Here is a 14,193-nt window from a genome sequence, read left to right as displayed (position 1 = left end):
CCCTACAAGCCGTTTTCCGGCGGCGGTATAGTCAGGCAAAAAAGCATAAAAGTCATTTCATACGCTTCATATGACGGTTCACATGCATGGGCATAGGCGGCCGGGTGGTCCCGCGCTACTTTTGCGACATTCGAACCAAGTAATATTAGCCATGAAATTGAAACGTATACTTTTTGCGACCGTTCCGCTCGACGGACATTTCAGTCCCCTTACCGGCCTGGCCGTTCACCTCAAAACACTCGGGCACGACGTGCGCTGGTACGTGGGAGGGCACTATGGTGCACGCGTCACGAAGCTCGGGCTCGTCCATTATCCGAATGTGAAGGCGCCGGTGATCAACCAGGAGAATATGGACGAGCTGTTCCCCGAGCGTAAAAAGATCAAAAATCCCATTGCCCGCGCCAGGTTCGACGTAAAACATACGTTCCTGAGCCCTATTCCGGGGTATGTCGATGATCTGATGAAAGTCCATGAAGAGTGGCCGTTCGACCTGATCGTCTACGACCTGGCTTGCCTGGGTGCATTGTTTGTGCAGGAACTACTGGCTATCAAAGGGGTGGCCGTAGGCGTGCTGCCTTTGTTTGAAAGCGAGTCAAACCTGCCCTCGGACGATCCCGGGCAGAACGCGCTGACGAGGTCGGTGATCCGCTGGGCCAAGCGTGCCAAAATCCATTTTCAGTTTAACATGATCATGAAACCGTGCAGCGTGCTGTTCAACGAACTCCGTGCGCGGTACGGCCTGCCGCAGGAGCCTGGATTCATGTTTGATGCGGTATTCCGGAATGCCAGCCTGTACCTGCAAAGCGGTGTACCCGGCTTCGACTATCCCCACAGAAAGCTGAGCCCGAATGTGCGGTTTGTCGGGCCGTTGCTGCCCAATAAAGTGAGCGGCAAGGCATCGTTTGCACAAGCCGACACAACTTTAAAATACAAGCGGGTTATCCTGGTCACGCAAGGCACGTTCGAGCGTAATGTCGAAAAAATCATCGTCCCTGCATTGGAAGCTTACAAAAACGATCCGGAAACAATGGTGATCGTGACCACCGGCGGCTCCGGCACGGAGGCATTGCGCCAGCGTTATCCGCAACCGCATTTCCTGATTGAAAACTTCATCGACTACGATGCCGTCATGCCTTATGCAAGCGTGTATGTCACGAACGGAGGTTACGGAGGCGTGATGCTCGCCCTGCAACACCAGCTACCGATTGTGGTAGCCGGTGTTTACGAAGGCAAAGATGATATTGCGGCACGTGTCGGGTTCAACGGCGTCGGCATCGACCTGAAAACTGAAACGCCGAAAGCCGGCCAGATCCGCCGGGCTGTGGCGACAATCCTGTCGGACAACAAATACCGGCGGCAGGTACAACAGCTCAGCGAGGAGTTCCGAAGCTACCCGGCCAACGAAATGGCTACCGGCTACATCGGCGAGTTGGTTTGAGCGTTCTGAATTACCGGGAGGCCGATACTTCCTCCTTTCGGGCTGTGCCCAGGATCAGCTTTTCGATGGAAGCCATTTTGGCATCCATGGCTTCCAGTTTGGCTTTCAGCTCATCATTTTCTTCCTGCAATTGTCGGGTACGTTTTTCAAGTGCCTGGATGGCAGCCATATTCACGCCGTCAATGTCGGAAGAGTTGATCGTCGTATCGTTCCCGATACCGTCCAGACCGAATGCGGCATAGAAATCCTGCGCCATCGGGCCCATGTGCCGGGTGGTTGCAGGCTGACTTTTGTAGTTCCAGCTGGTAAGCGGCAGCCGGGCTACCTTTTGAAGTATGTTTTCAGTATTCAATGTTTCGAAATTCTCCTTCTTCCGACGATCGCTGACGGCGCTCCACGATCCTCCGCCGGCAGAAATCTCGACTCCGCTCGTCATACCCTGATTGGTAAACACACGTGCCCCGCCTGCAAAACGCATTGTCAATTGGTTATTGGCCGTGCTGTAAGCACTGTCGGAGGAAAACCCTGCGCTTGCATCGCTGATCACGACAGCCCCCTGATTTTTCGCTCGCGCGTTTTTACCCAGCGCCATTGCAAAGTTAGCGCTGGCACTGTTCTGCAACCCGATCGCGACCCCGAACGCACCTCTGGCAATAGACGGCCCGATTACAATCGAAGCCAGCCCGCCGGCGATCGACGAAGGTCCCATAGCCAGGGCGTCGTCAGCAGTTGCCTGCGCACCGCTTCCTATCGCGACGGCCCCAACACCGGTTGTTGTACCGTTGAATGCCAGTGACCTGTCTGCCGCAGCCGTACCGTTGTTCCCTAGCGCAACCGACTCGTCGCCGGATGCGGTAGTCGCCAGACCTACGGAGAAAGAATGATCACCGGAAGCACGGGTATTCTGGCCGGCCGCAAACGAGTAATTCCCAATGTTGGTCCTGTTCCAATAGGTACTCCCGAAAGAGCCTACGTGACCTACGCGAAACGCAGCCTTATCAACATACCACATCATCCGGCGCCCTTCGCCCTCAACGGGTGTGGGTTTGGCTCCTGAAACATCGCCGGAAGCGGCGAAAACAACGCTGCTATCGGCCACGTCCAATCCGGCCCGGGGCGTTGTGGTACCAATACCCACCTGGGCATTGGCGTAAAGAGAAGCTGCAATAAAAAGAGAAGTTATAAGAACACGTTTCATATCTGATGGATAATAAGGGAGGAAAAAGTTATTCAACAACCAGTTTATGATTTACAACACCCTGGCTGGTAGTCAGTTTAAGAAGGTACATTCCCGAAGCAACGCCATTCAGGTTAACTTGTACGGAGCCGTCGGACAATGAGGAAGTACGTACAGGCACTTCCCGACCCAGCATATCCCAAAGGCTGACCGCATTCGCCGGAATGCCCGACGAAACGGTCACCAAGCTCGCTTTGCGTGCCGGATTAGGGTATACGCCCGCGTATTGGCCCGCGCCGCGAGGTTGCAGGGCAACTGCTCTCGACAAGCTGAAAGTACCGTCAAGGTCAACCGACCGGAGCCGGTAATAAACAGTTTGCAGCTGGCTGCCGAACGAACGGTCCGTAAAATTGTAACGTTGCAAAGCGTTGCTGTTGCCGACCGCTGCCACTGTCCCGATTTTCTGAAAGCTCCTCGCATCGAGGCTTCGCTCTATTTCAAAATGGGAGGCATTCTCTTCGCTGGTGGTCTGCCATTCAACAAATGCATTCTTTTCAACCACCTTGGCATTAAAGCTGATCAGCGTCACGGGTAACCCGGCTTCCGGTATGGCACCGAGCGTGAACGGGCTCCACGACGAAATCACTTCGCTGGTCACATAGCCGGCCGTAAGGGTACCGGTTACATTATGCCCTTCATTAAGCCAGTTACCGCCCGTGAGGTGGGCTACGCTGAAAACATTCGGGTTTTCGGAAACAGTGATCGAAGGATTTTTATAATCATCATAAGTAACAATCACCTTGCCGGTTGCGGTACCTTTCGGCGCAAGGTCCCAATACTCCTGGTTGTTATACGCTTCCAGCGCGATGGAAGAAGCACCCGTAGTCGTGAATGTACCGGTCCCCGCGTCTCCTTCGAAATAGCGGACGCTCATACCGGCGCTATTGTCGGTCAAGTCCAGGGTAATGGGCTGATACCTCACGCCGTCGCCGACCGGGTATACAAAACTACCCGTCCCGTTCTTGACCACGTAACCTTTCACATGCCTCGCATCGGACACGCCTGCAACGGTCGCGGTGTCCCCGATGATCAAAGCAGCCAGGTCGTTGGTGGCATCCACCAAGCCATTTGTGAAAGTAACCCTCCCGCCTACCTTGATACTGTTATCCAGCACAATACCCGCCGGGTTATCAATGTTCAACAGGCGGGTAAAGTAAGGTTGTGTACCGCTCACGGTTTGCGGAGCGGCGCCATCCAGCGTCAATGCCCCGGTATCTGCTTCCGTCATAGCCTGGTTATTGACCAGGTTGCCGGAAACAAAAACGTTGCCATTGTTGGTGAAAGAGCCTCCACCCAATTCCAGGTTACCCTTCACCTGTAAAATGCCGCCTTTGACCGTTACAGTCCCGCCGGCACTGGACAACCCTTGCGCAGCGGCACTCCCGCCGAGCCCGGCAAGGACCGCCAGAATATATATAGCTTTCATCTAGATGTATTTGATTGAAAAAGAAATAGGACCGAATGTGCAGGACTTAAACAATACGGTTTCCGCCCGCCAACATACGTTGCCGTGCCATTACCAACACCCCTCCCACAGCAAGTGCGAGCAGCCCGATACCGGCAAAGCCCATCCAGGAATTGCCATTGTTATCCTTCATTTGCTGACGAAGCGCCGCATTATCCGCTTTAAGGTTTTCCAGCTCAGCGGCGAGGTTGCGGGTACGCTCTTCCAATGCTTTGATACCGGCCAATGCTACGCCGTCGGCGTCTACGGTACCGATGCTGCGATTGTCATTACCCAGTCCGAAAGCCGCGTAAAAATCCTGCGCCATCGGGCCTATGTGTTTGGTGTTTGCCGCATCTGCTTTGTAGCTCCATCTAGTTATGGGAAGCTTCCGTAGTTTTTCCAAAACGTCGTCGTACGAAATCTCTTCGAAGCGATGTTTTTTGTTTACGTCCGACACATTCGTCCATACGCCGGAGGTTGACAAATAGGCACCCGTCGATGTAGAAATGACTGCGTTGGATTGTCCCCAGTTACTCACCGAAGCTCCGCTTTGGAACGTCATACCTGTGGTGAGGTTGGACGAGGTAAATATCCGGAAGCCGCCACTCACCCGCCAGCTGGCAGAGTGATTCACCCCGGCCCGGATCGTATCTGGTGAAGATCTGTCCCCGAAAACAAAACTCCCCTGCCTTGCATTGGTATGTGCGTGATAACCCATCGCAACAGAAGCAGCTCCGCTCGCAACATTGTTCTCGCCTACCGCAAAAGATGATACTTGTGCGGCTGTCGTTCCGATGCCAAAAGCAGTTGCATTGCTCGCTGACGCCCGTACATTGCTGCCGATTGCGACGGAAAAGTCTCCGATATTGGCGGCATCCCACTGTGTGCCGGACACCGATCCTGCGCGGAAAGCGCCCTTGGCCGGATACCACATCATGCGCGTACCGGCCCCTTCGGCAGGTATTGCAGTGCCCGACGCGTCCCCGTCATAGATACCACCCAACAGAAACGTCCCGTCCTGAAAGACGACCATGTTTTTGTTTTGCGCAGCATCCCGCCCCACCAGGAGTGTGTCCGTCTTTTGCGCATACACGCCCACCGGTGCAAGTACTGAGCAGAGCAATGCATTCAGGAACGGCCGCCGCAAGGACGACCACATCGATGTTTTTTCGAATGACTTTGAGGTAAATTTTGCATTCATAATTAAGAGATGGATTAGGTGTTGTTATAAAAAGTACAACTAATTCCAAAAATACAACTATGAATATGAAATACTTCTCAATAATATCGCAATCTACTTGTAGAATACATCTACAACCCGACAGCATCATCTGACGGCTCGGATCAGCTGTTTGCCGAAGAAATACTTAGAATATGTAACTCATTGATTTTCCGGCCGAAACGACGCCGACAGGATATTAGCTGACCGTTTAATAATTATTTACACAAAAAAGCGCCGCGGAAGATTGTTCCGCGGCGCTTCGGCATAAGCTATCCTGTTGAATCACTGCGCAAACTTGCGCTGCTTCGTTTCTGTCTCGGTCGGAAAATCGGACGGAATGGGGATGTCCACTTTACCGGTTGCCGCCCATTGGCTGCCGCGTTGCAGGCAGGTAATGAAGCCAACGCATTCCACAGAGTAATCGGCGTGGCCTAATGCCATGTGAAAGATTCGGCCCTTGCCGTAACGGAGAGCAATCAGCATCGGTTCGTTGCGGTCGGTACCGTTGTTGGTTTTGGGCGAAAATGCGGTAGCGAGGATCTGCATGTTCTCGGCCGGGCCACGCAGGCGGTCGTATAGCTCGTCGCGGCTGTGCAGCCAGTTTGCAGGCATACCCTTCGTAATGGGGTGGTTGGGCTCGCGGACGGTGATTTTGAATTCCATCTGCGCACCATGCGATCCGGCTTTGCCCGGCTGCATATCACGCACCTCTTTGCCGTTCTGATCATAATACACGTACGGGCCGTCTTTTTCCGTCCGGTCGCCCCAGCCGCCTAGGCCGATCATCTGGTTATAGGCAGGCCATTGGGGGAACGAGTTGTTAGCCGCGTGAATGACTACGAGTCCGCCGCCGTTTTTCATGAATTTTTCAAAATCCTTCTGCGCCTCGGCCGACCAGGGCGCCGCATTCCAACCGAAGTTGCAAATCACTACATCATAATTGGAAAATTTGGGATGAAACGCAGAATCCATCTTAGGCTGCTTCAATGCCTCGGTCTGCGGGCCGTTTTTAACCGGATACTCCTGCACGAGCTTGTCGCCCTGCCAGGTGTAGCGCGTACGCTGGATATCCACCGCGAATTTTTTACTGTCTTCCAGATAATACTTCATCATGGCCGTGATCTTCGGCCATTGCTCGTGGTTGTTCTGCCCATCCACGATGAGCACTTTCAGGGGTGATTTCTGCGCAAATGACGAAACCGATGCGAAGCCGGCGCCTAGTAATGCGAGCACAAAAATCAGGAATTTGTTATTGAATGTCATAAACAGACGGGTTATGGGATAATGCGACCAGCCAAGTTAAATGAATACGCGCTTCAAACCAAGCAGCCTACCGGCCCATTACCGGCAAACCGCTTGGAACGCTTTCGGGAATGGATTTATCGAAAGAATCGTCGTTGAGGGTATTCAAAAACTCGACGATTCGGGAAATGTCTTTGAAATTGACGTCCATATGCGTGGCCAGCGGGTCCACCTGCCCTTCCTTGACGTTCGGATTCAGCAGCTTGCCGCCGGCGATATCTTCATAAAGCATCAATACCTGATCGAGGGTAGCGAACTTCCCGCTGTGCATATAAGGCCCGGTAAAGCGAAGGTTCCGCAGCGTCGGAGTCCTGAAAGCATATTTCTTATCCGCACCGGAGTCGCTTTCCTTCCTGTTTTCGGTATCGGGCACCCCCAGGGTATGTAATTTAAAATCGGAGAACATCGGTCCGGAATGACATTTTGCGCACCCCGTCACCAGAAAAGCATTCATCCCCTCCTTTTCACCGGTGGACAATGCATTGCTATCACCCCGCATGTACTGATCAAAACGGGTGTTCGTGGCCACGAGTGTACGCTCATAGGCGGCGATGGCGCGGGCGAGGTTCAACTGACTGACGGGCGATTGCTCTTTCGGAAATGCCACCGAAAACAGCCTCCGGTATTCAGGAATGCGGGAAAGCCGGGCTACTACTTCGTCGAGGATACCGTTTTCGTGGAAGCCGTTACCACGCATTTCCTCCAACGTTTTGATAGGCTCCAATGCCTGCTGTTCCAGCCCTTTGGCCCGCATATCCCAAAACATCGGCGCGGATGCCGGATCATACGCTTCGTTATTTTTAATGCCGTTGAATGCCGTGTTCAGCACACTTTGGGAGTTTCTTTTGGCGAACGGAATGTCGTTCGGGTCCGCGAACCGGCGGCTCTGTCCGCGGCCGACGCCGTTCACGCCGATAGAGGTTTCGAGAAACTCCGCATAATTGAATTCAGGCTGATGGCAAGTGGCGCAAGCTACATCCTTATTTCCCGAAAGTACCGGATCGAAGAAGAGCAACCTGCCCAGTGCTACCTTTTCGGGCGTCGAGGGATTATCGGCAGGGTCGGCGACCGTCTGCGGCAATGCTCCGAGGTCCGCGATCGTTTCTGCCCGCTCCTCCTCCTCCTTCCCCGATGCTGCATTCCGCTCGTCGCCACACGAAAAAAGCATTGTGGCGGCAACCACGGTCAAAACACAACTCCTTAATACTTCAATTGATATTCCTGCCATTCCAAATCTCAATATTCAATCTCAAACTCCCTTATATAAGACGAGTGGGAGCTGAAATTTACCATTCACCGGGCATGGATAACAATGATAAAGGTCATGGTTGCATCATTTAGTCGGCCCGCAGGTTTTTGACGGGATTCAGCAAAGCCGTTTTGATCGCCTGAAAACTAATCGTGGCGACGGCCAGCAACAATGCAGCCAGCGCGGCCATTACCGGCACTTCCCAGCCAATGGCAATGCGGTAGGCAAATGCATCCAGCCATCGCTCCATCGCCCACCACGCCAGCGGCAATGATACCGCAATGGCCACGAGCACGAGCAGCAGGAAGTCGCGCGACAGCAGGAATGCGACGTTACCCACCGAGGCGCCCAGCACTTTGCGAACGCCGACTTCTTTCACGCGGAGCTTCGCCGAATAGGCCGATAATCCGAAGAGGCCGAGGCAGGAAATGAAAATCGACAAGGCCGCAAAACCGCTGAATACCTTGCTCATGCGGTTCTCGGTCACATAAAGTTTATCCAGGTTTTCGTCCAGGAAAGCGTAGGTAAATTTGCTCGACGGCGCCACGGCGCGTATGCGGCTTTCGAGAAAACCGATCGTCGCAGGCAGCGAACCTCCCCTGACTTTCACCAGCAGATAATTGATGCGATAAGGATTGTACTGGATCACCAGCGGCTCCACGCTTGCATGCAGGGAGGCAAAATTGAAGTCTTTCACCACGCCTACCACCGTACCTGTGTCGCCCTCGGCAACGAATGCTTCCCCCACCGGATTTCCGAGCCGGTATGCTTTAACTGCGGCTTCGTTAAGGATGAATTCGTAGTTTTTAATCTCTGGAAACTGCCTGCGGAAAGTCCTGCCTTCTTTCAGCTGAATGCCGAGCGTGGACAATAGCTTATCGTCCGACCATAGCATCCGTGAATTTTCCGGCAATGATTCCTGCTCTGTGCGGTGCAGCGGGAAGGCCGAATAGTTTCCAAAACGCTCGCCCGGCAGTGTGGAAGTGATCGAAAAACTGGCGATGTTGCTGTTTTTCGACATTTCGTCGGTAAGCACGCTGTATTTTTCGCGCATCTGATCGTACATCGTCACTGCTATCACCTGGTCTTTGTCAAAACCAAGGTCCTGCTGATGAAACAATTGCATTTGCCGGTAGACGATCATCGTACCGAATATCATAAACACGGACACCGTGAACTGGAAGACGATCAGCCCCTTCCGAACCAGATTAGCCGGCGAAGCGGACAACCGTTTGCCTTTCAGCGACACCACCGGGTTGAAACGCGCCACAAACCAGGCCGGATAAAGGCCCGCCAGCAATGCGATCCCAAGCACGAGCAATGCTACGATGGCCAGGTTCGGGACGGTCAGCATGCTATCGAACACGAAACCGCCGGCAGCCACATTGGTATAATAGGGAATAATCAGCCTGAACAACAGCACCGCTACCGCCGTCGAAAGCAGCGTAACCATCAGCGATTCGCCCAGGAACTGTCGCAGCAACTGGCCTCGTGTGCCTCCTACCACTTTCCGCAGGCCGATCTCCTTCATGCGGTTGAACGCGAGCGCGGTAGAAATATTAATGAAGTTGACGGTCGCCACCAGCAATATGAAAATCGCGGCCACGGCAAATATGTAAATGTAGGTAATGTCGCTGTTGGGGTACATTTCCTTTTCGAGTTTCGAATGCAGGTGAATGTCGCGGATAGGCTGTAAATGCAAGTGGCGATTTGCACGGATTTCCTGCTCGGAATCACCGGAAGGCGCATAGAATTTAAGGGCAAATGCCGGAAATGCAGCCTCCACCTGCGCCCGCGAGGCATCTTTTCTTAGCAAAACATAGTTATAAAATCCCGACCAGCCGATATTCTCCATCGATTGCTTGTCGACATAACGCTCGATGGTGGGCATAGAAACCAGGTAATCGAACTGGAAATGGCTGGGAAAACCAAATTCTTTCACGACGCCCGTCACCAGCAGCGGCAGTCTCGCCCGATCGTCGTTGATCGTTTTGCCTATCGGGTCCGCATTTCCGAAGTATTTCTTCGCCATCGCCTCACTGAGGATGATGGTATTCGCACCTTTCAGTGCCGACGCCGGGTCGCCCGCAACAAAGGGCAGCTCGAACGTGCTGATCACTTCTTCGTTGGCAAAAAAGCCACCTTTTTCTTCAAAGCGCTTCACATCGCCCGCGGGATTTGTGTAGCTGAAAAGTTGGTACGGGAATAACCGGTGCAACCTGACGCCTGCCTCGATCTGCGGTAATGCCTGCTGCAATGCCGGAACCAGCGGCGGCGGCGTGGCGGCCCAATGCCGGCTATCTTCCCCGGTGGTTTCATAGGTCACGCGGTAAATGCGGTCGGCCTTTTCAAAACCCTCCTCGTAGCTCAACTCGTGCCGGATATGAAACGTGATGAGCAGCACACCGGCGATACCCACGGCCAGTCCTGTGATGTTGACAATGGAAAAAGTCTTGCTTTTCCAGAGGTTGCGCCAGGCGATTTTGATGTAGTTTCTGAACATGATTGGACGGACGTTTTACCGAAACGACGAATGCACTGAAAACAAGCTGCTAAAAACGAATGCCAAAAATACAAGTGACTCATTTTAAATAGGTTACACAACATAAGATGTTCCTAAATGTCCATTTTCGCACAGATGTGACCGGCAGGGGACGGTTTTAAGACCTGTTCCCGCACGATTCCCGGTGGCACAGCATTGTTTACCGCGGGTCATTCGATTATCTTTGCATTTGATTTGTATAATACTTGAATTCCCATGCATACCGAAACGCTCCAGCAGTTTTACGAACGCACGAAACAGCCTATGCCCGCTGAACTGGCCTCGCAGACGAACGTGAGCCATTTCAATGTAAAACAGCGTACCTGCCTGAACCGGATGACGCCCTATAACCGGCGCGACTACTATAAAATATGCATGATCATCGGGGACGGCATGCACTTGGCAGGCGAGAAGGAAACACCGATCGAAAGTGCCGGTATTATCTTTTCAAATCCGGGCGTACCCTCGTCCTACCACGCGATTTCCGAATCGCAGACCGGGTTTTATTGCCTTTTCAACGACACATTTTTGTTGAACAGCATCCGGCAGGAGATCCGTTACCGGAGCGCACTATTCAATCCCGCTATCCCGGCGGTAATCCAGTTGGATATCGCCGGCCAGGAGCGGTTCCGATACCTTTTCAGCGAGATGGAGAGCTTATTATCAACTACATACGCGTACCGGTTCGACATGATCCGGAGCCTGCTGCAAATGCTCATCCTGGAAGGTATCCGGTTACAGGGCCCGGTAACGAGCGAAAACACCAACGATCGCCTGATCTCCCGCTTCTTCGGATTACTCAACCAGCAATTCCCGGTCGATTCTCCCGAAAACCCGTTGAGACTGCTCACCCCGGCCGCCTACGCCGACCAGTTGAGCATTCATGTCAACTATTTAAATAATGTACTCAAAAAGTCGACCGGGAAAACTACGCGGGAGATTATCCACGAGCGCATTGTGGAAGAGGCTAAAACGCTGCTGCTGAACACCGACTGGGACGCCGCCCAGATCGCCTACACCCTCGGTTTCGAGTACCCCTCCCATTTTAACAAGTATTTCAAACAAAACACGCAAACCACTCCCCTGCTTTTCCGAGAGCAGCTCCGGCAAAGCCACTGACCTTTGATTTGTATAAGCATTGCTTTGATTCATATTACCCGCAGATTTGCTTGCAGCCCTACCTTTGGGACATTAATAGCAAGCATATGAAAACACTTAAAGAATCCAATAAAGCAATCAGCACGATCCTGGCCCTCGCCCTGATCCCGATTACGGGCTTCGCGCTCGACGTGTTTATCCCCTCGCTCCCGGCCATGAGCGCCCGGTTGCACGCTACGCCTGAGGCAGTTCAGTTATGTATCTCCATTTTTCTGGCGACCTATGGTGTCAGTCAACTGCTGGTTGGCGGACTGCTCGACAGCTACGGCCGTTTCTGGCCCAACATTTTCGCGCTGGCGGGTTTCAGCGTCGCCAGTTTTGTCATTGCGAATACTGAAAGTCTGCAAATGATCTATGCGATGCGGGCCGTTCAAGGCGTGATGTCCGCGGTGATCGTGGTGAGCAAGCGGTCCTTTTTCTTCGACCTTTTTGAAGGCGAGAAACTGAAACATTATACCAGCCTTTTTTCGGTGATCTGGTCAGCAGCACCGATTATCGCCCCGTTCCTGGGCGGTTACCTGCAAACTCATTTCGGCTGGCAGTCCAACTTTTACTTTCTGGGCTTCTTCGGGCTGGCGTTCCTCGTGCTGGAACTCGTGTTCAGCGGTGAAACCATCGCCTCCAAAGCGCCATTGCGCCTGACGACCATTGGCAATGCCTACCGCTCTATGCTCGGAACGCGGGATTTCACATCCGGCCTGCTCATTCTGGGCCTATCGTATGCGGTTCTGATGATCTACAATATGTCGAGCCCGTTCCTGATCGAGGAACTAATGCATTATCCCGCGACTGTCACGGGAAACTGCTCCATGATTTCAGGATTGGCCATGCTGGGCGGAAGCCTGCTCTCCAAGGCACTCATTTCCAAGCCATTCTACAAAAGGCTATTCACAGCAGCCGTCGTGCAGCTGACTGTATCGGGCGCACTCATTCTGCTCACATTACAATTCCATAACCTGTACACGCTGATGGTATATGTGATTTTGCTCCATTCGGCTTCGGGCTTCATATTTAATGGCATGCTCGCCTATTGTCTTACCCGCTTTTCGCAATTCGGCGGCTTGGCGAGCGGCCTCACCGGCGGCGGCTACATTCTGTCCACCTCGGCATTCAGTTACATCGTCGTCAAAACCATCCGGATCGACAGCCAGGTTTGGCTCGGCGCGGGTTATGCGATACTCATTTTAGCCGTGCTAACCCTCATCATCCGCACGAAATGGTTTGAACGCGGAGCTAAAAGCGAGGTCTTGGAGGAAAGGGATGTCACATTGATTATGGAGTAATGCCGGGACAGGGAAACTTGCATCGGGAATGCTGTCAGTTGCCAGCTTCCCCGTCCCCATTTTCTTTGAGGAAGTCGATCGCAATACGGCAAAGCATGCCGCCTTTCAGCTCCGGCATTCCGTGGCCCATATTGGGGTAAATACACAACTGCCCCTTTTTAAGCAGCCGATACATTTCAATACTATGTTCTAACCGGATCATATCCCGGTCGCCACGGATCACGAGTACCGGAATTGCGATGCTGGAAAGTTTTTCGTCCGGCACTTTAATTTCTCTCGCCCACATTTTTTGGTTATCCTCCCAAAATTTGATCCACTTATCGGGCTGGGGATTGAGTTTCTGGTAATTGGCCAACCAGTCCTTATCTTCCTTAACCGCTTCCACTGTATACTCTTTCAATAAATCGCGCCCTTCCTGCGTCAATCCGGTTGACTTCGAATTGGAGGCGCCACTTATCGCCTTTTTCACCTTGTCGGGCCTGTTTGCGGCGAGCAAGAGCGCCGTATTACCGCCCATGCTCCAACCCATTACATACACGCTATCCAGTTTCAGCTGATCAATAAGCGCGGAGCCATAATCTGCCAATAATGCACCGCTAAGGCTATCGGCTTGTTCCGAACGTCCGTGCCCGGGCGCGTCGTACGCTATAACCCGAAAATGCCCGGACAACTCCGGAATAATACCACCAAGGCTTTCAATGGCACCCAAACCCTGATGCAGCAGCAACAGTGGAACTCCCTTTCCGTATTCCTCATAATAAATCTTTGTGTTCCTGATCGTCAGATACTTGCCATTATTCGAGCCGTACCTGACCGGAGTCTCTGCGTTTTTCGGCCGTTTGCAACAAGAGAGTGCCATACAAATGATCAGCGGGCAAAAAAGATGTTTCATAGCTACCGGATTTTAAGTAACCTATACGCACACCGATACCAATTTGAGGCAGCCGCCAAACGGGGCAACTCCGGCAGGTTCCATTGGCAGTTGAAGAATATTAGCATCACAGCCGGAGTCGCATGTGGCGCACGCGAGGGCAGCGCGCACGCGCACACGTATACGCATGAAGCGTCATTTCAAGGCGTTAACGGTTATGAACTTGTCGGTAATAAAGCCAAATGGCATCAGAATAAGTTGGCTAAGGCTGCCTTTTCGAAGCCGTTACTATTATACGATTTTTGCAAGTTTTGCCATGACAGAACAATTCCGCTCGGAGCTTGGCAGGGCGGACAATGGAACAGTACGCCCATCAACTTGCACAACTGTCGCCCCTTAGAACACCGGGAAACACTATGTAGAACTAAGGCAAATGCGAATGTT

At 52.7% G+C, this 14,193-nt stretch carries 10 protein-coding genes; 3 read left to right on the top strand and 7 right to left on the bottom strand.

Annotated features, from left to right (window positions below; translation table 11 throughout):
• Positions 1-151 precede the first annotated feature (151 nt).
• Entirely contained in the window at positions 152-1,438 is a 1,287-nt protein-coding gene (locus J2Y43_RS11590; RefSeq protein WP_309982577.1) for a nucleotide disphospho-sugar-binding domain-containing protein, read from the top strand.
• Between the two features lie 10 nt (positions 1,439-1,448).
• On the opposite strand, the gene J2Y43_RS11585 is transcribed toward J2Y43_RS11590, so the two are convergent.
• The 6 genes from J2Y43_RS11585 to J2Y43_RS11560 all read right to left on the bottom strand — a co-directional run bounded on the left by J2Y43_RS11585 (position 1,449) and on the right by J2Y43_RS11560 (position 10,398).
• Positions 1,449-2,636, bottom strand: coding sequence for a tail fiber domain-containing protein (locus J2Y43_RS11585; protein WP_309982574.1), 1,188 nt, complete (start codon positions 2,634-2,636; stop codon positions 1,449-1,451).
• Between the two features lie 28 nt (positions 2,637-2,664).
• Complete coding sequence (locus tag J2Y43_RS11580) at positions 2,665-4,101, bottom strand: T9SS type A sorting domain-containing protein (protein ID WP_309982572.1); 1,437 nt, start codon at positions 4,099-4,101, stop codon at positions 2,665-2,667.
• Positions 4,102-4,147: 46 nt separating this feature from the next.
• Positions 4,148-5,323 (bottom strand): tail fiber domain-containing protein, encoded by a 1,176-nt coding sequence (locus J2Y43_RS11575; RefSeq protein ID WP_309982569.1) that lies wholly within the window; start codon positions 5,321-5,323, stop codon positions 4,148-4,150.
• Positions 5,324-5,626: 303 nt separating this feature from the next.
• Positions 5,627-6,607 carry a ThuA domain-containing protein gene (locus tag J2Y43_RS11570; RefSeq protein WP_309982567.1) on the bottom strand — a complete coding sequence of 327 codons (981 nt, stop codon included), beginning with the start codon at positions 6,605-6,607 and terminating at the stop codon, positions 5,627-5,629.
• A 67-nt stretch (positions 6,608-6,674) separates the two neighbouring features.
• Positions 6,675-7,874: a cytochrome-c peroxidase gene (locus J2Y43_RS11565; protein WP_309982565.1), complete on the bottom strand. Its 1,200-nt coding sequence runs from the start codon at positions 7,872-7,874 to the stop codon at positions 6,675-6,677.
• Positions 7,875-7,983: 109 nt separating this feature from the next.
• Positions 7,984-10,398, bottom strand: a complete 2,415-nt coding sequence (locus J2Y43_RS11560) for an ABC transporter permease (protein WP_309982563.1) — start codon at positions 10,396-10,398, stop codon at positions 7,984-7,986.
• 255 nt (positions 10,399-10,653) lie between these two features.
• Between J2Y43_RS11560 and J2Y43_RS11555 the strand changes: the two genes are divergently transcribed.
• Both J2Y43_RS11555 and J2Y43_RS11550 read left to right on the top strand, forming a co-directional pair.
• Entirely contained in the window at positions 10,654-11,556 is a 903-nt protein-coding gene (locus J2Y43_RS11555) for a helix-turn-helix domain-containing protein (RefSeq protein WP_309982561.1), read from the top strand.
• A gap of 86 nt (positions 11,557-11,642) precedes the next feature.
• Entirely contained in the window at positions 11,643-12,878 is a 1,236-nt protein-coding gene (locus J2Y43_RS11550) for an MFS transporter (protein WP_309982559.1), read from the top strand.
• 34 nt (positions 12,879-12,912) lie between these two features.
• Here the strand turns inward: J2Y43_RS11550 and J2Y43_RS11545 are convergent, their stop codons facing one another.
• Entirely contained in the window at positions 12,913-13,770 is an 858-nt protein-coding gene (locus J2Y43_RS11545; protein ID WP_309982557.1) for an alpha/beta hydrolase, read from the bottom strand.
• Positions 13,771-14,193 lie beyond the last annotated feature (423 nt).

Origin of the sequence: Dyadobacter sp. BE31 (assembly GCF_031457695.1) — a bacterium.
Taxonomy (GTDB): Bacteria; Bacteroidota; Bacteroidia; order Cytophagales; family Spirosomataceae; genus Dyadobacter.
The sequence above is the reverse complement of the archived record's forward strand: the minus strand, read 5'-3'. Positions and strand labels throughout refer to the sequence as shown.

What these genes read in the sequence shown, in the direction of transcription:
- J2Y43_RS11590 (WP_309982577.1), top strand. Translation starts at nt 152, where the DNA reads ATGAAATTGAAACGTATACTTTTTGCGACCGTTCCGCTCGACGGACAT.
- J2Y43_RS11585 (WP_309982574.1), bottom strand. Translation starts at nt 2,636, where the DNA reads ATGAAACGTGTTCTTATAACTTCTCTTTTTATTGCAGCTTCTCTTTAC.
- J2Y43_RS11580 (WP_309982572.1), bottom strand. Translation starts at nt 4,101, where the DNA reads ATGAAAGCTATATATATTCTGGCGGTCCTTGCCGGGCTCGGCGGGAGT.
- J2Y43_RS11575 (WP_309982569.1), bottom strand. Translation starts at nt 5,323, where the DNA reads ATGAATGCAAAATTTACCTCAAAGTCATTCGAAAAAACATCGATGTGG.
- J2Y43_RS11570 (WP_309982567.1), bottom strand. Translation starts at nt 6,607, where the DNA reads ATGACATTCAATAACAAATTCCTGATTTTTGTGCTCGCATTACTAGGC.
- J2Y43_RS11565 (WP_309982565.1), bottom strand. Translation starts at nt 7,874, where the DNA reads ATGGCAGGAATATCAATTGAAGTATTAAGGAGTTGTGTTTTGACCGTG.
- J2Y43_RS11560 (WP_309982563.1), bottom strand. Translation starts at nt 10,398, where the DNA reads ATGTTCAGAAACTACATCAAAATCGCCTGGCGCAACCTCTGGAAAAGC.
- J2Y43_RS11555 (WP_309982561.1), top strand. Translation starts at nt 10,654, where the DNA reads ATGCATACCGAAACGCTCCAGCAGTTTTACGAACGCACGAAACAGCCT.
- J2Y43_RS11550 (WP_309982559.1), top strand. Translation starts at nt 11,643, where the DNA reads ATGAAAACACTTAAAGAATCCAATAAAGCAATCAGCACGATCCTGGCC.
- J2Y43_RS11545 (WP_309982557.1), bottom strand. Translation starts at nt 13,770, where the DNA reads ATGAAACATCTTTTTTGCCCGCTGATCATTTGTATGGCACTCTCTTGT.